This window comes from Gordonia sp. McavH-238-E, from assembly GCF_022348225.1.
Classification (GTDB): domain Bacteria; phylum Actinomycetota; class Actinomycetes; order Mycobacteriales; family Mycobacteriaceae; genus Gordonia; species Gordonia terrae.
Genome location: NZ_JAKRFE010000001.1, coordinates 194466 through 220601, shown reverse-complemented (window position 1 = coordinate 220601; position 26136 = coordinate 194466). Strand labels below are relative to the sequence as shown.

The window sequence follows — 26136 nt, the reverse complement described above, 5'->3', positions numbered from 1 at the left end:
GGCGTCAGCTCTTGCAGCGTGAGATCCCCCTACACCGACAACTGACTTCCCGACCGCCGAAGTTCCGAGAACGCCTTGATCCCCGTCGACGTAGCTGTGGCAACAGGCCGCAAATCCGGCCCAGCCTCGGTCTTCGACACCATCACGACGTTGTCGACGTACGGCTGGATCGTGCTGGTGTTCTGGACCGTCGCCACGATGATCAGCTGGAACCCGAACTTGCGGAACGCGCTCAACGCCTGCTGAGCGAACTGCGGGTCGGACTTGGAGAACGCCTCGTCGAGCATCAGCTGGGCGAAGATGGGCCGGTTGTCGTTGCCGTGCGGGCTGGCGAGGTTGAAGCTCAGGGCGCCGGCGAGACAGAACGCCATCAGCTTCTCCTGCTCACCGCCAGAGTTGTCGCCGGCATTGGAGTAGGTGCGGATGGTCTCCCCCGACTCGGCGTCGTGCTCCTCGCAGTAGAAGTCGAACCGATTGCGCACGTCGAGCGCGTCACGCGTCCACTGGCGGTCCTCCGGGGTGTTGCCGGCAAGGCGTTCGCGCAGCAGCAGGATGTCGGAATACTGCTCGAGGATTGCCTGCTCGTCACCGAAGCTGACCGCGGTCGCGCGGTTGGAGATCTGGCGGGCCTTCTCGGTCAGCTCCTCGACCGCGGCGAGCTTCTTGCGGCCCGGTCGCAGGCGCAGGCGGGTGCCGCGGTTGAACGCCACCGCGCCGAGGCCGGTGTTGACGCGCTCGATCTGCTCGACGATGCGTCGTTCCTCGGCGTCGGCAGCCATGTGCAGACCCAGGATCGCGCCCGGCGCCTGCTCGGTGATCAGACGTCGCATCCGCTCGTAGGCGGCGGGTAGCTCACGCTCGTCGATGCGGCGGCAGACCGCGACGTAGTCGTGGAGACGTTCGTCGAAGTCGTCGCTGTCATTCGGGATGGCGTCCGGGAACTCCTCGTCGTAGGTGTCGAGGATGCGGGCCAGCTCATCGCGGGAGCGTCGTGCATCCGACCGCATACGGTCGCGCTCACGGCTCGCGGCCTTGACGATCTCCTGGCGGTACGGCTCCGGGTTGAGCACGTCGAGGATTGCCGAGAGGTCCTCGCGGAAGCCGTCGAGAGTCTTCTCCGCCTGCGCGGGAACGTCTTCGGGCTTCAACCGGTCGATGAGGTCCAGGAGCTGGGTGCGGCGGGAATCCTGGCGAGCGATCTTGTCCTTCACCAGCGCGGCCTGCGAAATCGCGTTGCGCACCTGCTCCCACAGGTCCTCGGCCTTGCGCTGGAGGGCTTCGACGTCGGGGTTCTCTTCGATCAGGAGGTCGTACTGGTCGGTGAGCTGGTCGACGCGATCATCCACGGAGTCGACGTCGATCTCGTTCCACTGCGTGAACTGCTCGCACACACGGCGATACGCGTCGCGACGCTTCTCCTTGGCGCTCCGCTCCCGATCGAGTTCGGCGCAATCCTGGCGGGCATCCTCGAACGCCCGCTCCTCGTAGTCGAGTTCGTCGCGCAGGGCTGTGATCTTGGATGCGACGTCACCGACGAAGATGTACTGCGACCGGCGGAGCTGCTGGCGGTCGTCCTTAACCGCGAGCTTCGCCGAGTCCTTGCGCAGGCCCTGGTCGGTCACGGCCTTCGCGTACTGAGAGAACTCGCCGGGGCTGTCGACGCACATGTGGTTGCCCAGCTTGGACAAGACCGTCATCGCCTCGGCGGCACACGGGTGCGCGGAGTCGACGGGACGCAGCTTCGAGGCCAGGCTCCCCGGCTCCAGAACGGGCATCGGGCGAGAGTCGGCCTGGTGCAGCTGGATCCGGCCGCGCATGTCGTGCGAGTTCACGAAGCGCAGCGCGGCGCGGAAGTGCCTGTCGGGCACCAGCAGGCGCAGGCCGACGTTCCGCAGCACCTTCTCCACGGCCAGACGCCAGCGCTCTTCGTCGGGGTCGAGTTCGACGAGCTCAGCGACGTACTTCAGCTCGGACTCGTCAATCTGCAGTCCGTGGGCGATGGCGCGACGCATCTCGTGTTCGGTACGCGGCAGTGCGGAGCCGGCGTTCTCGACGCGGCCGAGTTCCTCCATCGCGGCGTCGCGGCGGGTTCGTGCCGCGACCTCGCTGGCCAGCGCCTCGGCGTAATGGGCGCGACCTGCGTCGAGCTGACCGTCGATCTTGGCGGCCTCCTCGGTGAGTTCCTCGCGGAGCAACCAGAAGCCCTCGGCCCGGGTGGGCGGGGTGAATCCGAGCGCGGAGACCTTGTCCTCGTACGCATTGCGTCGGGCGGTGACCTCGGTGCTGAGTTTCTGTGCACCGCCGAGCTGTTCGCGCAGCGGGGCGAGGTCGCCGGTGGAGGTGGCGATCCGGGACAGCAGCAGGCTGTGGTCCTGGCGGAGCTGGTCGTGCTGGGTGGTCAGCGCGGCGAGATCACCGTCGAGGCGGGTGATCTGGTCGTCGAGGTCGGCGACCTCGGGCTCCGCGTTGCGGATTCGCAGGTTGTTGACGTAGCTGCGGATGGTGGTGTTGTCGATGGTGTCGAGGACGGAGAAGGTGGCCGCCTCCCCCGCGTACCGCTCGTGCACCTCCTCGATATTGCCGAGGATGGTGCGCTTGCGGCGCGCGACGTCGAGCAGTTCACGGGCTTCGACGAGCGGATCGATCTGGTCCAGGGCGTCGGCGATGCCGACGATGCTGGTCGGGGCGTCGAGCATGAACTCCCGCACGAACTGTGCGAGCCCGCCGACGCTCTTGAGCGACTTGGCCTTTCCGAGGAGCTGCTGCGCGGCGTCGGAGCCACGGATGCCGATGAGCGAGTAGAGCGTCGAGAGGTATTTGCCCTCGCCGGGGCCGCCGCGCCAACCGCGGTCGCGGAACTTGGCCGAGTTGTAGTTGTTGGCTGCCCACTCGTTGCAGGCCTCGACGATGTCGGCGTCGCCGTCGTAGAGGAAGTACGAGCTGTGCGCGTCGGTCATCTTGCCTGCGGCAAGCCATTTCAGGACGAGGCCAGTGATGGCCTCGCCGGAGCTGGAGGTGTAGGTGACCGAGATGGCCGCCCACGCCGGTCCGGTGCCGCGCAGGTACATGATCTCGCGGTGAGCGTTGGTGCCGTCGCGCCGCTCACCCCAGGCGCCGCGCACGTACTTGCCGACTGTGCGCTTGCCGCTGGACGATCCGGCCGCCGTCGCATCACCGGAGGCGTTGAAGTTACGCCGGTGGTCGGGCAGGAACGCCAGCGAGATGGCGTCGAGCAACGACGACTTGCCGCTACCCGACGAGCCGGTGATCAGAGAACCGTTGGGACTGAACGGGATCGAGTGATATCCGTCGAACACGCCCCAGTTGATCAGCTGCAACCGGGACAGGTGGTACCGGTCGACCTGCCCGTTCACCAGTCGTCTCCTTCGTCGTCTCCGTAGGCGTTGTCGAGATCAGCCGCGTCGTCGTCGCGCTCGGCCGACTCATCGGCGAGGTCTTCCGGCGGTATCTCGCCGGTGTCGCCGGACCCGATGAACTGCTCGAATTGCCGCTGCAGGTCGGTGATCACCGACGCCGTCATCACAGCGGAGATCACCGGGCTGACAATGAAGGTGTCGGCGTCGTCGCGCTGCTTGCGGAGGAACTCGAGCTCCTCCATCTTGTCGAGGGCGCGTTCGATGCGCTTGTCGAAGAGCGCGAGGTCGCGGTCGATGGTGTTGGTGACGCCGACGAACAGCTCGTGGATCTCCTCGCGGGTGATCAACACCGGCTCGTCACGAGCGGCGCGCACATACTTGGCCAGGTGCAACGCCAGGATGGCGTCGTAGGTGTGAATCGTCTCCCGCTTGAGAATCTTTCGGCCCCAACGGGAGTCGTAACCCGCCTGCTCGACGAAGGCGACCTGCAGTTCGTCGACGATGCGCAGCCGGAGATCGAGTTCGGAAAGCCGCCCCCGCAACACGTCCTGGTACTCGGCCACCCATGACCACAGCTGCGGCTGCCGGTCGCCGCTGATGTAGCGGCGGGTCAACAGGTTCTGCAGCGCCCAGCATGCGCGGTCGGGCAGCTCGCTGACGTCGCCGTCGAAGCGCGGTGCGTTCGGCGTGTGGGTCGCCGCTCGGTTCGCGACGGTGGGCAGGTCGTCGAAGCCGGCGAATTCGTCGGGGGTTGGGGCGCCCTTCGTGGCTCGCTGCGCTCGCACCTCAGGGGGCAGAGAGTCGTTCGCTCGCACCTCAGGGAGCGAAGGATCGGTGTCGCCCTTCGTGGCTCGCTCCGCTCGCACCTCAGGGGGCAAAGATGTCATTCGGCGTCGACCTCCGCAGTCGGAATCGGTTCGGTGAAGGTCAGGTCGGGCACTTCGATGGCGTGGTCGTCGCCGATGAGGGACCGGAAGCGGACGGTGGTCATCGGTACCTTCTCCCCTGCCGCTTGCTGCTTCGAGGCCCAGGACCAGAGGACGATGACGTGCGCGAGGTATGGCTCCTCAAGTCCTTCGATGACGTCGGCCAGGGCAACCGGCCCCGCGGCGACCGCGGCGTTCACCGTGTCGGTGAGTTCGGTCGTGTCGACCTGGCCGGACAGCGACGCGAACGAGGTGAGGTCGGCGTCGGCAGCGGCCGGGAGCGCGGGTGCGGGCGGTACGTGTTCGCGGATCTCGAAGGCGAGTCGGCCGATCGAGTTCACCGTCGGCGCGGCCAGGGGTAGCTCGTAGCCGATGCGGCGGTCCGCGAGCGACGTCTTGAGCAGCTCGTTGGCGGTGGCCAGGGCGTCGTTGAGCTGACGGGCGAGGCCGCGGCTCTGCTCGAGGGTGCCCGACGCGACAAAGCGTCGAATACGGCGCGCGCAGCGTTGCCTGGTACGCCCGACCTCGGCCATCTGCTGGGTGACGAGGCCGAAGAAGTTGTCCATCACGGACCGCAGGCCCGCGTCCATGCCCGGGAAGCTGTCGATGATCGTCTCGATGTCGGACTTCAGGCGCGCGCGACGCTCCGGATCCTGGATCAGGTGCGAGAACGCCTGGTACGACGCGGACTGCGGCGAGTCGAGGAGTGCCTCGTAGTCGTCGAAGAGCTGGCGCTGGCGGTCGCGGTAGGCGAGGTCGGAGTCACCGGGGTCGTCGAGCAGCGCGGTGGTGATGCGGTCGAGCATCGTGCCGTACTGACCGATGTCGGAGACGATCTGCTCCATCTGGTACCCGATGGTGCGGGCGGCGTCCTCAGCGACGCGCAGGTCGACCGGGGGGCGTCGGCCGGCGTCGAGGTCGGCGAGCTCAGCGTCGAGATCGGACATCTGTGCCTCGATCTCCGAGCGGATCTGGTCGGGATCGTTGCTGACCTGACCGGCGACGCGTCGGAGTTCCGACGCGATACCGGTGATGGAGCCGCCGGTGGCGATCGAATCCTCACGCCGCTGACGCCGCATGAAGTCCAGAACCGACCGTGCCTCGCTGGTCAGATGGCACAGGTTGGGGGCGTGCGGGTCGGAAGTGTCGGTGACTCGGTGCAGCCAGCCCTGCCGGGCCCAGAGTTTGACCAGCTCGAGGCCGGTGGCCTGGTCGGTGAGGTCGAGGTCGGCGAGGTCGCGGTCCAGGCGCACCGTCAGCTCGGTCTCCGACAGTTTGGTGCCGTAGTCGAGGTGACGTTCCATCAAGGTGACGTAGAGAGCCGAGTTGGTGGCCGCGAAGAGTCGTCCCACGGACTTCTGGATCGAACGGTTCGATTCCCACGCGTCGGCCAGCGTGACCTGCGCGGACTCGGAACCGCTCGACGTGCCGGGGGCCTCGACCGGAGCCGGGAAGGCTGAGAACTCCATCGCCGCCTCACGGGGATCTCGGGGACTAGAGGACCCGGGTAGTCTGCCACGCCTGGCGGCTGCCGCCCCACCCGGTGGGTCGCGTGTCCAGCCGGGCATCGACACTCTCGTTACCCTGAGCGGCATGGTGATGGCTGATCGTCCGGAGGTCCAGACCGCGTCGGCGCCGGTGACCGCGCTGACCGTCGTCGGGCTCGCGCAGAGCATGGTCAACGGCCTCGCGCGGGTGCCGTTCCGCAAGCCGTGGTCGGGCCCGTCCGGACTGCTCGACAATCTCGGCCAGTCGGTCACCCGCCAGACCATCCGCGCGTTCATGGGCTACTCGATGGGACTGCCGATCGAGGAGTTCCGGTCGATGGAGAAGATCCTCGACGACGTGTGCCGCGTCGTGATGCCGCCGTTCGTCGAGCTGACCGACGGGGTCGAACTCACCGACGACATCGTCGGCGGCGTGCCCGGGCTGTGGTGTCGTGCCAAGGCGAGCACCGACGCCTACGTCGACGACGATTGTGAGAAGGAAGAGATCGGCGCGACGATCCTCTACCTGCACGGCGGTGGATACATCGGGACTTCGCCGATGATGTACTCGGCGTTCGCGTCGTCGCTCGTGCGGATCGCCGGGCACGAGGTGTTCATCGCCGACTATCGGATGGCCCCCGAATTCCCGTTCCCCGCAGGCGTTCACGACGCCGCGGATGTCTACCGCGGGCTGTTGGGACGCGGCGTCGACCCTGACCACATCATCGTCGCCGGCGACTCCGGTGGCGGTGGGCTCGCGGCGTCGCTCGTCGCCTACCTTCGCGATCACGACCTGCCGCGTCCGGGCGCGCTCGCGCTGTTCTCGCCCGAGATCGATCTCGACCTCGACCATCCGTCGATCACCGAGAACGCCCCCTACGACATCCTGCCGTGGAGCATCCCGGTGACGCCGTACCTGCACGGCGTGCAGCCGAACGATGCGCGGGTGTCGCCCATCAACGGCGAACCCGATCCGTCGTGGTTCCCGCCGACGTTCGTGTGCTGGGGCGGCAGCGAGATGTTCCGCGACGGCATACGCGACTTCGCGGCACGGCTCGAGGCGTCGGAGGTCCCGACGCACGCCATCGAAGAACCCGGGATGTTCCACGTCTTCCCCATCCTCATGCCGTGGGCCGAAGCGTCGAAGCGCGTGTTCCGGGCGTTGTCGGAGCTGGCGGACGGGCACGTCGAGAGTGACCCGGAGGCGGTTCAGACGCACTGAGGGTTCGCCCGTTGTGTGGCGGCGCCCACGCACCTCAGGGGGCAGTGGGGAGCCGTAGGGCGGTGGGAGCGCTCAACCGAGGACGAATGCGAGAAGGAATCCTCCTGCGGTCGCGAGGCCGACCCACCACCCGCCTTCGCGGTAGGCCTCCGGCATCAGTGAATTGGCGAGCACACCGAGCGTCGCGCCGCCGGCGAACGCCTGGACGACGCTGATCGCGGTCGACGGGATGGCGTCGGCCATCGCGTAACCGCCCACTGTGACAGCGACCAGGACGACGGCGGTGAAGATCCACATCGCGAGCGCCGAGCGGCCCGAGGCGTCGTGCTCGCGGCGCATCAACGACGCGCCGCTCACCGCTTCCGGGACGTTGCCGACCGCGATCGCCACCACCAGCACGAGCGAACCACCCGCGGTCAGCGAGACGCCGAGCGCGGTGTTCTCCGGCACACCGTCGAGGAAGACACCGATCATCAGTGCAGGACCGATCGCCGACGACCCGAGCTTGGTCTCGACGAGACGGTCGGCGACGACGTAGACCGCGGTCCCGGAGAAGAGCGCGACCGCCGCAACACCCGTACCGGCTTGGGTGAAGGCGGGTTCGAAGAGTTCGGTCGACACCGCCGCGATCATCGTGCCCGCACCGAACGCCATCAGCGTCGCCAGGATCGGATTCGGCAGGTTCCAGCGCAGACCGATCGCAGCGCCGACCGCGATGGGTATGGCAGTCGCGAGCCCGTAGAGAACTGCAGTGAGCATGACGTCAAGGTTGCTCCGTGTCGCGGTCGATGGCGAGTGGGGCGCGCACAGGTGTAGTGGCTGGTTGCGGAGACCCTTCGTGACGCGCCCTCCGCAAGCTCCGGGCGCTCCTCAGGGATCGATGGGGGGCACTGCTTGTTGGGTTCTTGAGCGCGTAGTGGTTCTCGGAACTTCACGGAGCAAGAAGCGATGAAGGATCTGCAATCCAAGAGGTCACAGAATTGCGGATACCTCGATGGACCGTGCTGCGGGGCGAGGGATACACTGGGTCTCGTCCGACGAACCGGTCAGACCCCCGACCCGACCGGTTCGTCGGATATTTTTATGACCGGGTTGCTCCGCGTGTCGGTCGACCGACCAGGGTCGTGTTACGTGAATCCGCGGTTTCTTTATTCCGCCGGAAACCATTCGGTAATCGATGGCGAGTGAACTGAGTGTCGTAGCAAGCAATCGCTACTCGATGAGACCGGATCTCCGGTCGAACCACTCAGGGCAATGATGCCCGATCCACCCTCGCACGTCGAGCCGCCATGCGGCCCGACCATCAGACACTGTCTCGTCTCGCCATCCCAGGAGTTCTTGTGCCTTCTTTCGACGAAACCATCACCGAGAACATCGCCGCGTCGCTGGCGGAGATCCCGCACCCCTCACTTCCCAAGGGCTCCAACATCTACGGCGGCACCAAGATCTTCCCGGACTACCAGGCCGAGAACGGTGAGTCGTACTTCACACTCGTGCACGGCATCGCGCATGAGTCGTCGGTGTCATTCGTCGCCGTCCTGCAGGCCACCCGCGCGCTGCGGAAGGGCTTCGAATCGGCCATGTACTTCTACGGCCCCGGCGCCATCAATTGCCTTGCCACACGCGGATTCCCGACGACCGGCGACTCCGGCTTCCCGGGCGAGCAGAACATCAACAACTCGCTGGAGACCTTCATCTCCGAGGGCGGCACCGTGTTCTGCTGCCGCTTCGGTCTCGCCCTGCACGGCGGACGCGAGGAGGACCTGATCGAGGGCGTCATCCCGGCGCACCCCCTCGACGTCCAGGACGCACTCATCCACTACGCACGCAAGGGCGCGATCATCAACTCGACCTACATGGTCTGACGCGACGAATAGCCGCTCCTCACAGCATCTTCCGACAACCGACTTTGGGAAGCACATGACCACCATCGGAACCGTCGCGGCGAACTTCACCCGCGATCTCGAGCAGAACTACGCGACCATCGAACAGTACGTCGCCGAGGCACGAACGCGGGGCGTCAACTTCCTGGTGTTCCCGGAGGCGGCGATCGGCGGATACCTGTCGTCGCTGGGCAACCACGGCGACACCCAGAAGAACAGCACACGATCGTTGCCGCCGGCGATCTCCCTCGACGGGCCCGAGATCGCTCGGGTGCAGTCCATCGTCGGAGATCTGGTGGTGGCGATCGGATTCTGCGAGCTCGGCGAGGACGGCGAGACCCGCTACAACGCGGCCGCCCTCCTCGACGGGACCCGCATCTACGGCAGCTACCGCAAGGTCCACCAGCCCCTGGGCGAGAACATGTCCTACTCGTCGGGCACCGGGTACGACGTCTTCGACACTCCCGTCGGCCGCATCGGTCTCCAGATCTGTTACGACAAGGCCTTTCCCGAGGCGGCCCGCATCATGGCGCTCAAGGGCGCCGAGATCATCGCGAGCCTGTCCGCCTGGCCGGCTGCGCGCACCGCGACCGCGGAGAACCTGCAAGACGACCGCTGGACCTACCGATTCAACCTGTTCGATTCCGCGCGTGCCCTGGAGAATCAGGTGTTCTGGGTCGCGGCCAACCAAAGCGGCACCTTCGGGTCGCTGCGCTACGTGGGGAACGCCAAGATCGTCGACCCCGGCGGGAACATCCTCGACACAACGCTTCTCGGCAGCGGCATGGCCGTTGCCGACGTGGACATTGCCGAGAGCTTCACCGCCATGCGAGCCGGCATGTTCCATCTGCGGGACCGTCGTCCCGAGGTGTACGGGTTGCTCGTCGAGGCGGACTCCGACGCAGGCGCTGACTTCGCTTGGCGGGACCTCGCCCATGCCTGAGATGACCGTCCAGGTGCGCTGGCCCGACGGCCTGTTCCGCCAGTACTACTCCCCCAGCCTCGTCCTGCACGACCACCTCGCACCCGGGACCTATCGCGTCGACGACTTCCGGTCGCGGGCCACCACCGCACTCGACGAGGCCAGCGCGCGGGTCCGCGCCGAGTACGGATTCGCTTGCACGTCGGCCGCGGCGTCGGCGGAGGAGATCGCGGTCGACGCCGGGAGGCATGCGGATTCCGCTGAGGTCGAGGTGGTGGCGATGTACCCGCCGTTACCGGGTGCGGAGGTGGCTTCGACTCGGGGCGTCGCTTCGCTCCGGCCCGGCTCAACCAGCATTGAGAGCTCAAGCAGCGGTGGTGGCTCGGGCGTCGATGGTGCGGGGGTGGTTTCGACTCGGGGCGTCGCTTCGCTCCGGCCCGGCTCAACCAGCAGTAAAGGCTCAATCAGGGGTGAAGGGTCAACCAGCGGCAAACTCGAGGAGCTCTCATGAACGCACATGTGCCGGTCGTCGTCATCGGCGGCGGACAGGCCGGCCTTTCGGTCAGCTGGTACCTCGGGCAGGCGGGCGTCGACCATCTCGTCGTCGAAGCCGACACCGCGGTTCATGCGTGGGCCGACAAGCGCTGGGACAACTTCACCCTCGTGACACCCAACTGGCACTGCAAACTCCCCGGATACACCTACGAGGGTCCCGACCCCGACGGGTTCATGACGCGCGACCAGGTCGTGGAGTGGCTGCACGGATGGCTGGAAACCTTCGAACCGCCGCTCGTCGAACACACGAAGGTCACTCGCCTGCAGCGACTGTCCGGTGATCGGTACGAGCTGACTCTCGACGGCCCGGACGGAATGCGGTCGCTCACGTGCGACCAGGCCGTCATCGCGACCGGTGGATATCCACTGCCGGTGGTGCCGTCGTTCGCGTCGTCGCTGGATCCGGCTGTGCACCAGGTGCACTCCGAGGAGTACTACAACCCCGAGCAACTGCCCGACGGTGCCGTGCTGGTCGTCGGATCGGGACAGTCGGGCACGCAGATCGCCGAGGACCTCCACCTCGCAGGTCGGCAGGTGCACCTCGCAATCGGAAACGCGCCGAGAGTCGCCCGGTTCTATCGCGGGCGCGACTGCATGACGTGGCTGTCGGACATGGGTCTCTACGACACTCCGACCCAGGAGTACCCCGGCGGACGGGCCGCGCAGGAGAAGACCAATCACTACGTCACCGGCCGCGATGGCGGCCGCGATATCGACCTCCGACGATTCGCGGTCGAGGGGATGAAGCTGTACGGCGTTCTCGACGACGGGAAGGACTCGACGCTGCGGTTCGCGCCGACACTGACCGCCGCGCTCGACCGGGCCGACGCCGTGTACAACTCCATCTGCGGTGACATCGACCGGCATATCGAAAAGCTGGGTATAGAGGCGCCGGAAGCGACGCGGTACGAACCGGTGTGGGCGCCTGAGGTCGATCCTGCGGAACTCGACCTCGCGGAAGAGGGCGTCACCTCCATCATCTGGGCGATCGGCTACCGACCCGACTACCGATGGATCGAGGCCAGCGCGTTCGACGGCGGTGGTCGGCCCATGCAGACGCGTGGCATCACCGAAGTGCCCGGGCTCAGCTTCGTCGGGTTGCCGTGGATGCATACGTGGGGGTCAGGGCGGTTCCTGGGCATTGATCGTGATGCTCGGTTTGTGGCGGAGCATGTTGTTGAAGCGGTACGCGGTGGGCGCGCGCGGTTGGTTGTGGCGCAGTAAGTTTCGGGTCCCAAATGAGTGCCGGGGTTGCGTTGTCGAGGTCGGGTCACCGGGTGGCTTCGACACGACGCCTCGCTTCACTCGGTGTCGGCTCAACCAGCAGAGGGGGCGCGCGGTCGGCTCAACCAGCGGGAGTCGGGTCGGGTCACCGGGTGGTTTCGACTCGACGCCTCGCTTCGCTCGGTGTCGGCTCAACCAGCAGAGGGGCTCGGAGTCGGCTCAACCAGCAGAGGTGGGGGCGGCGCCCTTCGAGGCTCGTCGCTTACGCTCCTCGCACCTCAGGGAGCAGAGGGGCGTCGCGCTCACCGTCGAGTATGTAGTTCATTCTTCTAAGGAGTACCCATGACGGTATCGACACGAGTTGATCTGGCATTGCTCGGGATTCGCGGGAACCCTCCGTTGCAGCGCAGCGGCGGTGCGGGGCCCAGCGATGACGGGCACCTGATGGTCGACGGATTGCATGCCGCGATACCGCGGAACCCGCGGAGTCCGTTCGTCTTCGACGGCGATCGTGTGCTGTATGACGGGGTCGACATCGGTGTCGAGGTCAGCGCGATCGGCCGGCCCCGGTTCTACGACCTGCAGACCGCGGACGGGGTGAGCTACGAGAAGATCGCCCGCTTGCACGGTCGGAATGTGCTGGCGACAACTGTCCTGCAGACCTGCATCCGCTACGCCGAAGACCAGCGGTGCCGATTCTGTTCGATCGAGGAGTCGTTGAAGTCCGGCTCGACGATTGCGGTGAAGAAGCCCGAGCAGCTCGCCGAAGTCGCCCGTGCGGCCGTCGATCTCGACGGCGTCACCAACATGGTCATGACCACCGGCACCAGCGGTGGACGCGATCGGGGCGCCCGTCATCTCGCGCGGTGCGTCCGGGCCATCAAGGCGGCGGTGCCCGAACTGCCCATCCAGGTCCAGTGCGAACCGCCCGCCGACCTGGCCGTCCTGACCGAACTCCGCGACGCCGGTGCGGACGCCATCGGCATCCACGTCGAATCCCTCGACGACGGCGTACGGCGTCGCTGGATGCCCGGCAAGTCGACGGTCCCGATGTCGGAATATCGCGCGGCCTGGGCCGAGGCGGTCCGGGTGTTCGGTCGCAACCAGGTGTCGACCTACCTGCTGGTCGGACTCGGCGAGGACACCGACGAGATGATCGCCGGCGCCAAGGAACTGGCCGACATGGGTGTGTACCCATTCATCGTGCCGTTCCGGCGGCATGCGGGGACCCTCGCCGTCGACGTCGACAACGCTCCCGCAGCCGACCCGACGATCGTCGAGAAGATCAGCCGCGAGGTCGCCGGTCATCTGAGCTTCATCGGGATGTCCGGGTCGGACCAACGCGCGGGCTGCGCGGCCTGTGGTGCCTGCAGCGTGTTGCCGACGGTCGGAGGCTGACGTGTTGTCACGGGGCGAACTGTCGATCCTGTCCGGGCTTCCGCGAACCACGCCACGGTCGGAGTTCCTGATCACCGTCGCGGACGGCCCGCGGGAACATGCCGCGTATCGCGCGCTGCGGCACCGCGAATTCGTCGAGCGGCAGGCACTTTTCGAGCGCACCGATCTCGACGACACCGACGAGGACCCGCGCACCACCGTCCTCGTCGCGACCCTGGCCGACGGGACGATCGCGGGTGGCGTGCGGATCGCCCCCACCCCCTGGGCGGGATCGGTCCACGCCGACATCGGATGGTGGTTCGGCTCGCGGCTCGTCGTCGCCGATCCGGGACTGGCAGCCGGAATCGGCGCAGCACTCGTACGAGCGGCCTGCGCACACGTCGAACAACTCGGTGCCCTGCGGTTCGACGCGACTGTGCAGGACCGTTATGCACCCATGTTCTCGAGACTCGGCTGGCTGGACCGCGGTCCCGGCCCGCGGATCGAAGGCCGGTCGCACCGCGAGATGCGCTACCCACTCGACAGAATTCAACGCACGGTCGACGGGACGAAAGCGGTTCTCGCCGATGCGCTCGCGCCGTTCGCGAACATGCCCGGCGGCCTCGGAGCCGCCGGGTTCCGCGGCGACGACGGTGTGCCGCTGCCCGGCACCGACGTGATCGCCGCCTGCGACGCCATCATCCCGTCGATGATCGAACGCGATCCCGAATGGGCGGGTTGGTGTTCGGTGCTCGTCAACATCAACGACCTCAGCGCGATGGGTGCCCACCCACTCGGCCTGCTCGACGCCGTGGGGGCGCCCACGACGTCGCACCTGACACGGATCATCCGCGGGATCTCCTCCGCGGCCGCCGCGTGGCGCACGCCCGTTCTCGGTGGCCACACGCAGGTCGGAGTGCCGTCGGCGTTGTCGGTCACCGCGCTCGGCACGACGGATCGCCCGCTCCGGGCCGGCGGCGGTGCGGTCGGCGACACCGTGACCCTCCACGCCGACCTCGGCGGCTCATGGCGGCCCGGCTATCACGATCGTCAGTGGGACTCGACGAGTTCGCGCAGCAGCGACGAACTCGTCGCCATGGCGTCGCATCTCGCGACCGTGCGTCCGGCGTCGGCGAAGGACGTCAGCATGGCCGGGATCGTGGGGACGCTCGGCATGCTCGCCGAAGCGTCGGGAACGGGCGCCGAACTGGATGTGACGGCAGTACCGCGCCCCGGCGACGCGCCGATGGGTGGGTGGCTCACCTGCTTCCCCGGCTATGCGATGCTCAGCACCGATCGCGCCGGCGCCCGACGCCCGGTCCCCACTCCTGCTCCGGTCACGACCGCCGACTGCGGCCGGCTGACCACGGAACCCGGCGTACGACTGCGGTGGCCCGACGGCGAGACGACCGTCGCCGTCGCATCGACGGTCACCAGGCTGGGGGCCGCATGAACCCCGTGGGCATGACTCTCGAGCGACCGACCTCGACGACGGTCTCGACCGGTACAGTTCGCCCATGAGGACGGTCACCCTCGGGGCCCTCGCCGCGCACTTCGGACGCGACGTGGAACGCGGTGTCGCCAAGGCGGTCGGCATCGTCGAATCCGCCGCGACCGACGGCGTCGACCTCCTCGTCTTCCCCGATGCCTCGCTCGGCGGCTACCTCGGCGATCTCCGTGAGCCCGATCCGACCGAGCTGCCACCCGCATTGGACCCCGACGGTCCGGAACTCGCCGCGATCGCCGCCGCCGCCGGCGACATGACCGTCTGCATCGGCTACACCGAAGCGGTCGGCGAGCAGCGATTCAACACCGCCGTCTGCGTCACGGGGGACGGCATCCTCGGCACGCACCGCAAGGTCCATCAGCCCGCCGGCGAGGCACTCGCCTACGCGGCCGGTGACTCCTTCGGTGCCTTCGACACCCCGGTCGGCCGCGTCGGCATGCTGATCGACTACGACAAGACCTTTCCGGAGTCCGCACGCACGCTGGCGCTCGACGGCGCACGGATCATCGCGGCGCTGTCCGCGTGGCCGGCCAGCGTCACCGACCGCGCCGCACGCCTACCGGCCGACCGCCAGTCCCGGTTGTTCGATCTCTACGACAGCGCCCGAGCTGCCGAGAATCAAGTGTTCGTCGTGTCGTCGAACCAGACCGGGGTGATGGGGTCACTGCGCTTCCTCGGACAGGCGAAGGTCGTCGGACCAGGTGGCGACACCCTGGCAACCACTCGATCGAAAGGCGGGATGGCCACGGTGACCGTCGATGTCGACGCCGAGGTCGACCGGGCGCGGCGCGTCCTCAGCCACCTCGCCGAACTCCGGCCGGACACGTACCGGTCGACGATGCCGGCGGAGCAGCGGTGACCGGTACGCAGAATCTCCGCATCGCTCTGCTCACCTATTCGACGAAACCCCGTGGCGGCGTGGTGCATACGTTGAACCTCGCCGAGGCGATGGCTCGGCTCGGCGCCGACGTCACGGTGTGGTCGCTCGCCCGCGGTGGCGACGAGGGTTTCTTCCGCGCTGTGGATCCGGCTGTGCGGGTGCGGCTCGTACCGTTCCCCGACCGGGAGAACGAGACGATCACCGAACGTATCGTGCGGTCCATCGACACCCTGCGCGCCGCCTTCGACCCGGCCGACTTCGACATCGTGCATGCACAGGACTGCATCAGTGCCAACGCCGTCGGGACGTGCATCCGCACGATTCACCATCTCGATCAGTTCACGACGCCGATCCTCGTCGACTGCCACGAGAAGGCGGTGGTCAACCCGTATGCGCGGATCTGTGTGTCGCGTGCCGTTGCCGACGAAGTCGAACACGGCTGGGGTTTCACTCCGACGGTGATCCCGAATGGCGTTGCGTATGAACGTTTCGCCGGAGCGGCGTCGGACTCCCCCACGTCCGTCGAAGCTCGACGACGCTGGTCGGATCGGTTGGGCGACTATGTGCTCGCCGTCGGCGGCATCGAACCGCGCAAGGGCAGTATCGACCTCCTGGAGGCGTATGCCGTGCTGCGCGAGAGGCACCCAGGACTGAAGCTCGTCTTCGCGGGTGGCGAGACCCTCTTCGACTACCGCGACTACCGTGCCGACTTCGACCGTCGGCGAGCCGAACTCGACGTCGAACCGGTCGTGCTCGGGAACGTGCCCGATGACGACCTGCCGTCACTGGTCGCGGCCTGCCGCGTGTTCGCGTTCCCGTCGGTGAAAGAGGGCTTCGGTCTGGCGGCGATGGAGGCACTCGCCGCGGGGCGGCCGGTCGTCGCGCGAGACCTCCCCATCCTGCGCGAGGTGTTCGGTGACACCGTGGCCTACGCATCGACCGTCGCGGAACTCACCGATGCCCTCGACGCGTCGCTCGCGCCCGACTCCGAACGCAGGACGACCGGCCGTGCCCTGGCCGCCTCGTTGACGTGGGACGACGCGGCCCGTCGGCACCTCGAGTTCTACGCGCGACATCCATATCCGGTGTCACCGGTCGGCGTTTCCGGATGACAAACTCCCGCCGGGCCGAACGCGCCGGGATGCTCGCGGTCGCGCTCACCGCGATCCTGTGGGGCACATCGGGCACCGCGGCGGCGATGGCGCCCGAACTCAGCGCGGTGACCATCGGTGCGATCGCCATGTGCGGCGGTGGCCTTCTGCAGGCGGCGGTCAACGCCCGCGGGATTCGAGCCGCATGGACGGCGCCGGGAGCAGAGCGAGCGGGCCGAATGACACCGGCGCCGGGAGCGGAGCGAGCGGGCCGAATGACACCGGCGCCGGGAGCGGAGCGAGCGGGCCGAATGACACCATCCCAGGTGACCGCCCAGTGGCCGGTCGCGCTGCTCGGCGGCATCTGCGTGATGATCTACCCGCTGTGCTTCTTCGGGTCGATGCGCGTCGGCGGCGTCGCGCTCGGGACCGTCGTGTCGTTGGCGACAGCGCCGCTGTTCTCGGCGGTGATCGAACGGGTTGCCGACGGCCGGAGGCTCACCACGCGGTGGACGGTCGCCTGCCTGCTCGGCATCGTCGGCAGTGTGGCCCTCGCGGTGTCGCGGAGCGAGTCGTCGCACGGAGATACTCTGTCCGGCAACCACTCCGCTGCGCTGGGTGTGGGGCTCGGAGTGCTCGCCGGCGTCACCTATGCCGGGTTGTCGTGGGCGATGCGTCGACTGATGAGCCGGTCGGTGCCGCGCGGCGCGGCTGCCGGAACCGTCATGGGTCTGGGCGGAGTGTTCCTGCTGCCGATCGTCGCGGTCGGCATACCCGCGGTGATCGAGCACCCCGAGACCCTGGGTGTTCTCGCCTACCTCGTCCTGGTGCCGCAGTTCCTCGGCTACGTGCTGTTCAGCCGCGGACTCGGCCGGATCGACAGCAGCACCGCCACCACCATCACCCTGATCGAGCCCGCCGTGGCGACCGCGCTGGCCGTCGGGGTGCTCGCGGAACCGATCACGGCGATCGGGTGGGTGGGCATGACCCTGCTCGCGACGGCGTTGCTCGTACTCCTGGCCCCTCGCCTGCCTTCATCAACCGGCCCGGCATCCATTAGCGTCGGAGCAGAATCACCGACAGGGAGGTCGACGCATGAAGCAGTTCCGAGAGGCCGTCGAGGCGCGTGACGAGCAGGCGATGAGGGCGCTGCTCGCCGACGATGTGGTCTTCACCAGTCCGGTCGCGTTCAAGCCGTACCCGGGCAAGGCGATCACGTCGGCCATCCTGCGTGGCGTGCTGCGGGTCTTCGAGGACTTCCGCTACATCCGGGAGATCAACGACGCCGGCGGACGCGACTCGGCGCTCGTCTTCGAAGCAGTCGTCGGCGGCAAGAAGATCACCGGCTGCGACTTCATCCACGTCAACGACGACGGCAAGATCGACGACCTCATGGTCATGGTCCGCCCGCTGTCGGGTGCGCAGGCCGTCGCCGCGGCGATGGGTGCACAGTTCGACCAGATCGCCGCGGAAGCCGCCGCCGAGTCAGAAGGAGTCAACCAGTGAAACTCGGTCTGCAACTGGGCTACTGGGGTGCGCAACCGCCCACCCATCACGCCGAGATCGTCGCCGCGGCCGAGGCCTCCGGCTTCGACAGCATCTTCACCGCCGAGGCCTGGGGCTCCGACGCCTACACCCCGCTCGCCTGGCTCGGGTCGTCGACCGAACGTGTCCGGCTCGGGACGTCGGTGCTGCAACTCTCGGCCCGTACACCGACCGCCTGCGCGATGGCCGCGCTGACCCTCGATCACCTGTCCGGCGGTCGCCACATCGTCGGGCTCGGCGTCTCGGGGCCGCAGGTCGTCGAGGGCTGGTACGGGCAGAAGTTCGCCAAACCCCTCGCCCGGACCCGCGAGTACATCGACATCATGCGCCAGGTGTGGGCCCGCGAGGCCCCGGTCAGCAGCGCCGGACCCCACTACCCGCTGCCGTTCGACGGTGACGGTGCGTCGGGATTGGGCAAGACGCTCAAGCCGATCACGCATCCGCTGCGCAGCGACATCCCGGTCATGCTCGGCGCCGAGGGACCGAAGAACGTCGCCCTGGCCGCCGAGATCGCCGACGGGTGGCTGCCGCTCTTCTACACGCCGCGGATGGCCGACACGTACAACGAATGGCTCGACGAGGGATTCGCGCGCCCGGGTGCACGCCGCAGCCGCGAGGACTTCGAGGTGTGCGCGACCGCCCAGATCGTCGTCACCGACGATCGCGAGGGCACCTACGCCGCGATCAAACCGTTCCTGGCGCTCTACATGGGCGGAATGGGCAGCGAGGACACCAACTTCCACGCCGAGGTCTACCGGCGGATGGGCTACTCCGACGTCGTCGACGAGGTGACCGCACTCTTCCGCAACAACCGCAAAGACGAAGCAGCACAGATCATCCCCGATGCCGTCGTCGACGACTCGGCGATCGTAGGCGACCTCGACCACGTGCGTGAACAGATCAAGTTCTGGGAAGCCTGCGGGGTGACGATGATGCTCGTGTCGCCGGGCAGCGTCGCCGAGGTCGAGCAGCTCGCCGAGCTCATCCGCTGATGCTCTCCCCCGTCCGCGTCACCGTCATCGACACCGTGGTGCCGTTCGATGCGCCGCTCGACGTCACCTTCGACTACCTCGCGGACCCCGCGAATCGTCCGGAGTGGCAATCGAGCCTGCGTCGGGTCGACGACCTGCGGCCCATCGGTGACCGGGCGGGTGACGTCGGCACCAGCTGGACCGACGTCACCGTCGTCCCCGGGGTGTCCCCGCGGATGGAGGTGACCGCCTGTGAGCCTCGCCGGACATGGCAGGAGATCGGACGGTGGCGATCGGTCGACGCGGTGCTGACATTGACGTTCGCCGAACGCGAGGCCGGCACCGACGTGCATGCCGAGGCGGTGCTCACGGTGCCGGCGGTCGGTGGGTTGGTGCTGACCGCGACGCGATGGCCGGCCGCGCGAGCCGTGCGGGCCGATCTCGAGCGGGCCGCACGGGTTCTGGGTGGTCGCGACGCTCGGTGAGCGGTACCTCCTCGGGTAGCGTTCCCTGGGTGAACATCAAGAACGCGACACTCGTCCTCGGCACCGCTCTCGTCCTGGCCGTCGCCGGCTGCAGCTCCGACTCCGATTCTGGTTCGGGCACAACCGAACCCACCGCGACCGCAGCGACCGGCGGCGCCGAGACCCCGGCAGCGGGAGCGGAGAGCTGCCCGAGCGCACCCGCGAACGCCGACGCCACCCCGCAGTGGACCGAGAAGGGCACCACCGGCGGTCTGCAGATGGTCGCGTCCACCGCGACCGAGGCCCCGGACATCACCGTCGAGAACCCGTTCAGCGTCGATGCCACCCAGGTCAAGGTGCTCGTCGAAGGTGACGGCGCGGTGGTGCCGGAGACCGCGACGGTGTCGGTCTGCTACGTCGGCGTCAACGGCCGCACCGGCGAGACCTTCGACAGCGCATACGCAAGCGGCTCCCCCGCGACCTTCCCGCTCGATGGCGTCATCCCGGGCTTCAGCAAGGCCATCGCCGGACAGAAGGTCGGGTCGAAGGTGGGCGTCGCCATGACGTCGGCCGACGGCTACGCTTCCGGAAATCCCCAGGCGGGCATCGAGGTCGGCGACACGCTCGTCTTCGAGATCAGCATTCTCGCGGCGTCGTAGGGGTTGGTGGCACGCGGAATCACTTGGTGACCTTCGGGTCACCGGGGCGATTTCGACTCGGCTCCTCGCTCCGCTCGGTGCCGGCTCAATCAGCGGAGGGGGCTCCTCGCTCCGCTCGGTGCCGGCTCAATCAGCAGAGGGTCACAGAGTTGAAAACAGAAGCGCCACTTCCCGTTTGTCGGAAGTGGCGCTTCTGTTCACCAGGTCAGATCTTGCGGTGCCGCAGGTTGATCGGCAGGCCGTCGGCGGGGGTCGGGCCGGTTCCATAGGTCAGTTCCGGGCGGTAGTCGGCGGGGACGTCCCACTCGAAGCGCAGCAGCATCTGGTGCAGGATCGACTTCACTTCCATCCCACCGAAATACAGGCCGATGCACTTGTGTGCGCCGCCGCCGAAGGGCGCCCACGCGAAGCGGTGGACCTTGTCCTCGCGGCGCTCGGCGGAGAACCGTTCGGGGTCGAAGTGGGTGGGGTTGGGCCACCACTCCTTACGGAGCATCGTCGCCCACGGGTGGATGCCGAGCAGTGTGCCCTTCGGGATGTAGTGACCGCAGACCTCGGTGTCCTCGATCGCCATCCGGAAGAGCATGCCGACCGGGGCGTTGAGCCGCAGCGTCTCCTTGAAGGCGAGCTCCATGCTGGGGAGCTTGTCGACGTCGTCGTAGTCGATGGTCGGCTTGTCGAGGGCCAGGGACTCCTCGCGCAGGCGCTGCTGCCATTCGGGATGGCGGCCGAGGAAGTAAGTCATCATCGACAGCGCGATGGTGCTGGTGTCGTGCGCGGCCATCATCACGAAGATCATGTGATTGACGATGTCCTCGTCGGAGAACGTCTCGCCCTCGTCGCTCTCGGCGTTGCAGAGCACGCTGAACAGGTCGTCGGCGTCGTTGCCGCGACGCAACGGGATCTCGGAGCGGAAGTACTCCTGCAGCACCTCGCGGCCTCGGAGCCCCTTGGCCCAGGTCCAGTTGCCGACATCCTTACGCACGATCGCCTGACCGCCACGCACGGCCGCCTCGAAGGCGTGCTCGAGGCGGTGGGCCTCGGACTCGCTGACGTGGGCGCCCATGAAGACCTCGGTCGCCAGCGACAGCGTGAGGTCCTTGGTGCGGGAGTACATCTTGAAGCCGTTGCCCACCTCCCAGTTGGCAAGGGTCTTCTCGATGTGCGGGGTCATGATGTCGAGGTAGCCGGTGAGCCGGGGCTTGCTGAAGGCCTGCTGCATGATGCGCCGATGCTGCATGTGCTCGTCGAAGTCCATCAGCATGACACCCCGGCGGAAGAACGGGCCGATCATCGGCTCCCAGCCGAGTTCGCTGGAGAACGCCTTCTTCCGGTTCATCCAGACAGCCTCGATCGCTTCCGGGCCGACGAGCGTGACCATGTTCATGCCCAGCGCACCCGACCACGAGACCTGCCCGTAGCGATCGAATCGCTCCATCGCCGACTTGAGGGGGTCGACGAGCGCTTCGAGCGTGTTGCCGAGCCACGGAATCCCCGGGTCACCCATGACCGGCTTGAGGTCGGACCCAGCGGGCGGCTCGGCCAGCGGGCGTTCCGAGCTCGGGTACATGCTGCTCGCCTTCGCCAGCACGCTTTGGATCTGCTTCTTCCGACTCGTCATGAACCTGCCACTCCCCGTTGATCCGATGTGCGTTACATCACTATGCACCATTGGAACGGATTTTAGCGCTTGTTTCAAGGGGGTGGCGCGGACGGGGTGTTCATGCAGGCTGGGCGAGCGTGTCGACCGCCCTCCGCGAAGCGAGCACGCGCGGCGCCGAGACGCCCAGAGCGATCAGCACGGCGAGGCCCCAGAGCAGGTACGACGACCCGACGAGGTGCTGCCACCAGGCCCAGGACAGCTCGGCGTCGTACCGCTGCGGGATGCGCTGGTGTGGTGCGACGGCGAAGATGACCACTCCCAGGCCGAGGAGCCACCACCACATCGACGACGCGGCGGGGCGCGTTGCGAGGTAGGTCAGCACGAGCAGCAGCGGGACCACCCAGACCCAGCTGTGGTCCCAGGCGACCGGCGAGCAGTACAGCGCGGCGAAGGCGACCGCGATGAGGGCGGCAACGTCGTGCGGTGTCGTCGTCGGCGGGTCCGCCGGTGCCGACGACAGCAGGCGCCATGCCACCCACGCGATGAACAACCCGACGACGAGCGAGACCAGGAACCACGCCGCGTCGGACTCGGTACCCAGGCGCCCGAGTTCACCCTTGATCGACTGGTTGTTCGCGAAGTGCGGGCTCCCGATGCGGTCGGTGTCGAAGAGGGTCGAGGTCCAGTAGGTGGTCGAGTCGCTCGGTGTCAGCAGGTGGCCGAGAGCGGCGTAGCCGATCGCTGACACCGCGGCGACGGCAAGTGCGCGCCAGTCCCGGCGGACGAAGAAATACAGCAGAAAGACCGCGGGGGTGAGCTTGATCGAGATGGCGAGGCCGACGAGCAGACCGTTCCACCATTTGCCCCGGCCCAGTAGGGCGTCGACGACGACGAGTGTCATCAGCACGATGTTGATCTGCCCGAAGTTGAGCGTGTCGCGGACGGGTTCGAGCCAGAGGGCGACTGTCGTGGCCGCCGTTGCGAGCCACCAGAGGTCTCTGACCGGCCGGTCGAGGAGGCCGGACAGGACGATCCGGCACACCACGAGCAGGCAGCCGATGGAGATCGCGGTGAACAGGGCCTGGCCCAGGCCGAGCGGTACGACGGTGAACGCAGAGAACAGTGCGGCGGCGAGCGGTGGGTAGGTGAACGGCAGATAGGAGCCCTCGGCGAGCTGCGGCAGCATGCCGTACAGGTCGCCGCCGTCGAGCAGGACCCGGCCACCCATGCGGTAGACGTCGAAGTCGATGCGATACGGGGTGGGCGGTTGATTCGGCAGGACGACGATTGCGACCGCCGAACTGAGGACGAAGGCGGCGAGTGTCGCCCATCGGGCCCACGGCGTTCCCAGGTAGCGATCCAGCGCATGTCGGATGGTTCCAGCAGCAGTCACGAGCCCTCACTTCCGAGCGGGATCGTATCGCGGGGCGCACCCGGTGCAGCGGAGCGGAGTCCGGGGACTCCTCAGGCAGCCCCGGCGCTACGTCGAGGCGCGCGTGCCGGCATGGCGGGCTGGTCCGGGTAGCCGTCGAGCATGATCGTCGCGATCGCGCCGAGGGCACGGTCCCACGCCTGCGTCATCGCCGGAGTCCACGCATCGCCGCCGATCTCGCTCATAACGGCGATCATGCATTCCGCGAACGCGCAGTACATCGGCCGGGTGACGCCGAACCGGGCATGCTGCCGCCCCAGCGCGTGGAGCGTCGTCCTCAGCCACTCGGCGTCGTCGACATGCTCCACGACGGACACGATCGCGCTCCGCAGCCTGCGTGCCTGCACGCGGGTGTCACCGTCGAACATCGCGCGGACCGTGGGATAGCGCTCGAAGAGGACCTCGTAAAAACGGACGGTGAGACCCGAGTCGGGCAGGTCGACGAGAGCCAGACTATCGACGAGCAGTTGCTTGTCCATGGAGGGACTCTGTTGGTCGTGCGTTGCCGCTGGACTGGCGGTCCGGAAGCCAGAGGTAACAGTGACCGCACACCGAAGTGCACTCCGTGTGAGGTTCGGGATGGTTCGGACTTTCATGTGTCCCAGTCGACTGTTGCCGCCAGGTCCACAAGCCGACGTCGACGGGTCTCCCCCGACGCCCCGATCCATGCGATGAGTCCGTAGACGTGTGCGCGGAAGTCCGGGTGATCGTCGTGATTCTGCGACGAAGCACCGTGGCGGCGGGCGTTGTGGAGCAGCGCTCTCAAGTTGTCGTAGTCGGATCTGGCGACCTGGGGTCGGTCGTTGACGACGAGTCCGGCGAGGCGTTGGCGCTGATGGCGGTGCATGATGCGGACCTTGTCCGGGTGGACGGTGAAGCGCTCGGCTTCGACGATGCGAAGCATTGTCCACAGCGCCCGGTCGGCGTCGATCGCGTCGCCCGAGATCGCGAGGTCGTCGCCGTACCGGGTGTACCGAAGACCGTTGCGGCGGGCATAGCCGTCGAGCCGCCGATCCAGCGACCGCATCACGAGGTTCGCGAGATGGGGCGACGTCGGTGCGCCCTGCGGGAGATGACGTTCGCGAAGTAGAGCTGCGTGCGTGCGGTCGATTCCGCGGAGCTCGTCGACGGGGGTTGCCGTGGTGCACAATTCGGCCAGCAGGCGAGCTATATGCGATGGGTACCCGGCGTCGCGGAACACCGCACGAACGCGGTGGACGGTGATGGTCTCGAAGCAGTGCCGGAGGTCGACGCGCACCACCGCCGGACGGTCGGTGTGCGGCCAGGCAAACGCGGCCGGCGACGACCCGGGCACGAACCCGCGTGCCGCCGAATGTGCCGGGATGCGTTCGACCAGACGTCTGAGCAGGCGCCGTTGGGTTTCGCGCATCCGCGGCTTCGGGGCTTCGATGACGCGCACACCGTCGCGTTTGTCGCGCCGCCAGATTCGGTAGTGCCGCAACGGAGGACGTGCCGTTCGCAGCCACTGTCCACGGTCGGCGAACCACTCGAGTTCTGGGACGGTGAAGTCGAGCCAGTGCGCGAACTGTTCCACGTCGTAGACATCGGGCAGATCGTCGGGCACCGTTCCCGTCGACCCCGGTTCGTGCAGAAGGAGGGGCCGGCGGGGTTCGGGCGTCGGGTGGGTCCACGGAAGTAATGCCTCGAGGAGCACGGATGCGGGGTGTCTCGGTTCGTGCGGCGAGAGGTCGAAGAGGCGGTCGGCCACGTCGGTGATTTCTTCGGCAGGCAGAACGGTACGCAGCGCGTCGACGACCTCCGGCCACGTCCATGCCGAGTACGTCCGCGAGAACGCCGCAGCGACTTCGGCGGCCTCGTGTGCGTGGAGGAACGGGTCGGTCACGGCGTCGTCGCCTGTGTGCGGGTCGACGGCCGGTGATGAACGACGGGTGTGGTGACCAGAGCTGTGGTGCAGCGGCGCCGGGTGGCACGTGGAGCGTGCGCGCCGGCGTCGGACGCAGGAACCAACTGTGAAGTGCACCCAGGGGTTACCCCTGAGACGGATCGCGACGATCCCCTCTCACCTCGCCCGTCGTTCATCAACCGACATGGTGCCACGGTGGTGTGACAACCGAGCGGATGCCCAACGGTCGGCGAGCGGCCGTGCCGACGCCATTGTGCGGCCCTGCCAGCAGAAAACCCTGCCAGACTCATGCAGAGAGACTCCATGGTCGGCCGATCCCTCGCCGAGGTGTGAACGAATCGGGTGTGCGGTTGCGCTTCGAAGCGTCTTGGTTGAGGCACAGTGTCGACAGAGATGCGAGCGCCGGCCGTGGCCGGCAGCCCCCGAAGGGACCGAATGATGATGCCGTCGAATGTCGCGGACGCCAGACGAGCCGCACAAGCGTTGCGCAACTCGCTCGCACTGAATGGCTTTCCCGAGCCGACTGATCCACAAGCACTGGAGATCCTGTCCCACACCGCCGGGTACCCCGACTGGACCTCGTACAGCGCAGCACTGGCCGCGGCCCGCCCTCTGTTCGCGGTCCCGGTCCTACGGATCTTCGACGTCGCGGCGGCACGGCGCTTCTATTGTGAGTACCTGGGTTGTGAAGTGCTGTTCGAGCATCGATTCGCCGACGATCTACCTCTGTATCTGAGGGTCGGCCGAGGCGAGATCGAACTGGACCTCTCCGAACACCATGGCGATGGGACTCCTGGCAGCGTTGTGTGGATCGACGCGACAGGGCTCGATGCGCTGCACGCCGAGCTACGCTCGCGCGACCACCTGACGTCGATACGACCGGGGATCGATCGATCCGCCCCGGGTGGACCCACCATGGAGCTCATCGACCCGTTCCACAACGTCTTGCGAATATGCGAATCGCGGTAGGTTTCGGTCTGGTTCCGCACCACACCGCCCACGTCGTCCGATCGCGCGAGGGGTTACCGGATGAGGACGACCCGGCGCTCTGGCCGAGATCTGTTGGCACGCCGGGGGTGACACATGTGGGTTGTCGGTCGGCAGGTCCCGGTGAGGCAGATTCTCG

23 protein-coding genes are annotated in these 26136 nt (G+C 67.4%); 15 read left to right on the top strand and 8 right to left on the bottom strand.

Translation table 11 applies throughout. The annotated features are described in order from the left end of the window. Positions 1 to 29 precede the first annotated feature (29 nt). From MHN80_RS00990 to MHN80_RS00980, 3 genes are read right to left on the bottom strand one after another with little or no spacing between them, the layout of a single operon-like run. Complete coding sequence (locus MHN80_RS00990; RefSeq protein WP_239398815.1) at positions 30 to 3374, bottom strand: ATP-binding protein; 3345 nt, start codon at positions 3372 to 3374, stop codon at positions 30 to 32. Then, the gene (locus MHN80_RS00985) at positions 3371 to 4264 is read right to left on the bottom strand and encodes a DUF4194 domain-containing protein (RefSeq protein ID WP_239398814.1); all 894 of its coding nucleotides are present in this window, start codon (positions 4262 to 4264) and stop codon (positions 3371 to 3373) included. The genes MHN80_RS00990 and MHN80_RS00985 overlap by 4 nt, the downstream gene beginning before the upstream one ends. Next, complete coding sequence (locus MHN80_RS00980) at positions 4261 to 5772, bottom strand: DUF3375 domain-containing protein (RefSeq protein ID WP_239398812.1); 1512 nt, start codon at positions 5770 to 5772, stop codon at positions 4261 to 4263. The genes MHN80_RS00985 and MHN80_RS00980 overlap by 4 nt, the downstream gene beginning before the upstream one ends. 124 nt (positions 5773 to 5896) lie before the next feature. Between MHN80_RS00980 and MHN80_RS00975 the strand changes: the two genes are divergently transcribed. Continuing rightward, positions 5897 to 7012, top strand: coding sequence for an alpha/beta hydrolase (locus MHN80_RS00975; protein ID WP_101818921.1), 1116 nt, complete (start codon positions 5897 to 5899; stop codon positions 7010 to 7012). Between the two features lie 72 nt (positions 7013 to 7084). On the opposite strand, the gene MHN80_RS00970 is transcribed toward MHN80_RS00975, so the two are convergent. Continuing rightward, entirely contained in the window at positions 7085 to 7771 is a 687-nt protein-coding gene (locus tag MHN80_RS00970) for a ZIP family metal transporter (protein WP_239398810.1), read from the bottom strand. Between the two features lie 581 nt (positions 7772 to 8352). Between MHN80_RS00970 and MHN80_RS00965 the strand changes: the two genes are divergently transcribed. From MHN80_RS00965 to MHN80_RS00905, 13 genes are all read left to right on the top strand, one after another. Next, on the top strand, positions 8353 to 8877 hold the full coding sequence (locus MHN80_RS00965; protein ID WP_004019804.1) for an MSMEG_0572/Sll0783 family nitrogen starvation response protein: 525 nt from the start codon (positions 8353 to 8355) through the stop codon (positions 8875 to 8877). Positions 8878 to 8932: 55 nt separating this feature from the next. Beyond that, a complete protein-coding gene (locus MHN80_RS00960) occupies positions 8933 to 9838 on the top strand; it encodes a carbon-nitrogen hydrolase family protein (RefSeq protein WP_239398808.1) in 906 nt (301 codons plus the stop codon). Further along, positions 9831 to 10328: an MSMEG_0570 family nitrogen starvation response protein gene (locus MHN80_RS00955; protein WP_308219736.1), complete on the top strand. Its 498-nt coding sequence runs from the start codon at positions 9831 to 9833 to the stop codon at positions 10326 to 10328. Before MHN80_RS00960 ends, MHN80_RS00955 begins: the two co-directional genes overlap by 8 nt. Next, positions 10325 to 11596 carry an MSMEG_0569 family flavin-dependent oxidoreductase gene (locus MHN80_RS00950; RefSeq protein WP_239398806.1) on the top strand — a complete coding sequence of 424 codons (1272 nt, stop codon included), beginning with the start codon at positions 10325 to 10327 and terminating at the stop codon, positions 11594 to 11596. Before MHN80_RS00955 ends, MHN80_RS00950 begins: the two co-directional genes overlap by 4 nt. A gap of 342 nt (positions 11597 to 11938) precedes the next feature. Next, positions 11939 to 12994, top strand: a complete 1056-nt coding sequence (locus tag MHN80_RS00945) for an MSMEG_0568 family radical SAM protein (RefSeq protein WP_239398804.1) — start codon at positions 11939 to 11941, stop codon at positions 12992 to 12994. Between the two features lies 1 nt (position 12995). Beyond that, a complete protein-coding gene (locus MHN80_RS00940) occupies positions 12996 to 14426 on the top strand; it encodes an MSMEG_0567/sll0787 family protein (protein WP_239398802.1) in 1431 nt (476 codons plus the stop codon). A gap of 64 nt (positions 14427 to 14490) precedes the next feature. Next, positions 14491 to 15339, top strand: coding sequence for a carbon-nitrogen hydrolase family protein (locus MHN80_RS00935; protein WP_239398800.1), 849 nt, complete (start codon positions 14491 to 14493; stop codon positions 15337 to 15339). 20 nt (positions 15340 to 15359) lie between these two features. Further along, a complete protein-coding gene (locus MHN80_RS00930; protein WP_308219748.1) occupies positions 15360 to 16472 on the top strand; it encodes an MSMEG_0565 family glycosyltransferase in 1113 nt (370 codons plus the stop codon). Next, entirely contained in the window at positions 16469 to 17581 is a 1113-nt protein-coding gene (locus MHN80_RS00925) for a DMT family transporter (RefSeq protein ID WP_239398798.1), read from the top strand. The genes MHN80_RS00930 and MHN80_RS00925 overlap by 4 nt, the downstream gene beginning before the upstream one ends. Further along, a complete protein-coding gene (locus MHN80_RS00920; protein ID WP_239398797.1) occupies positions 17547 to 17957 on the top strand; it encodes a nuclear transport factor 2 family protein in 411 nt (136 codons plus the stop codon). Before MHN80_RS00925 ends, MHN80_RS00920 begins: the two co-directional genes overlap by 35 nt. Then, the gene (locus tag MHN80_RS00915; RefSeq protein ID WP_239398795.1) at positions 17954 to 18988 is read left to right on the top strand and encodes an LLM class F420-dependent oxidoreductase; all 1035 of its coding nucleotides are present in this window, start codon (positions 17954 to 17956) and stop codon (positions 18986 to 18988) included. The genes MHN80_RS00920 and MHN80_RS00915 overlap by 4 nt, the downstream gene beginning before the upstream one ends. Continuing rightward, complete coding sequence (locus tag MHN80_RS00910) at positions 18988 to 19452, top strand: SRPBCC family protein (protein WP_239398793.1); 465 nt, start codon at positions 18988 to 18990, stop codon at positions 19450 to 19452. Before MHN80_RS00915 ends, MHN80_RS00910 begins: the two co-directional genes overlap by 1 nt. A gap of 29 nt (positions 19453 to 19481) precedes the next feature. After that, positions 19482 to 20090: an FKBP-type peptidyl-prolyl cis-trans isomerase gene (locus MHN80_RS00905; RefSeq protein WP_239398791.1), complete on the top strand. Its 609-nt coding sequence runs from the start codon at positions 19482 to 19484 to the stop codon at positions 20088 to 20090. A gap of 205 nt (positions 20091 to 20295) precedes the next feature. On the opposite strand, the gene MHN80_RS00900 is transcribed toward MHN80_RS00905, so the two are convergent. From MHN80_RS00900 to MHN80_RS00885, 4 genes are all read right to left on the bottom strand, one after another. After that, on the bottom strand, positions 20296 to 21711 hold the full coding sequence (locus tag MHN80_RS00900; RefSeq protein ID WP_239398789.1) for a cytochrome P450: 1416 nt from the start codon (positions 21709 to 21711) through the stop codon (positions 20296 to 20298). 100 nt (positions 21712 to 21811) lie between these two features. Beyond that, positions 21812 to 23086 (bottom strand): glycosyltransferase 87 family protein, encoded by a 1275-nt coding sequence (locus MHN80_RS00895; protein WP_239398779.1) that lies wholly within the window; start codon positions 23084 to 23086, stop codon positions 21812 to 21814. A 71-nt stretch (positions 23087 to 23157) separates the two neighbouring features. Further along, positions 23158 to 23604, bottom strand: coding sequence for a globin domain-containing protein (locus MHN80_RS00890; RefSeq protein WP_239398777.1), 447 nt, complete (start codon positions 23602 to 23604; stop codon positions 23158 to 23160). A 113-nt stretch (positions 23605 to 23717) separates the two neighbouring features. Further along, positions 23718 to 24989, bottom strand: a complete 1272-nt coding sequence (locus MHN80_RS00885) for a reverse transcriptase family protein (RefSeq protein ID WP_239398775.1) — start codon at positions 24987 to 24989, stop codon at positions 23718 to 23720. Between the two features lie 459 nt (positions 24990 to 25448). Between MHN80_RS00885 and MHN80_RS00880 the strand changes: the two genes are divergently transcribed. Continuing rightward, entirely contained in the window at positions 25449 to 25979 is a 531-nt protein-coding gene (locus MHN80_RS00880; protein WP_239398773.1) for a glyoxalase superfamily protein, read from the top strand. Positions 25980 to 26136: the final 157 nt, after the last annotated feature.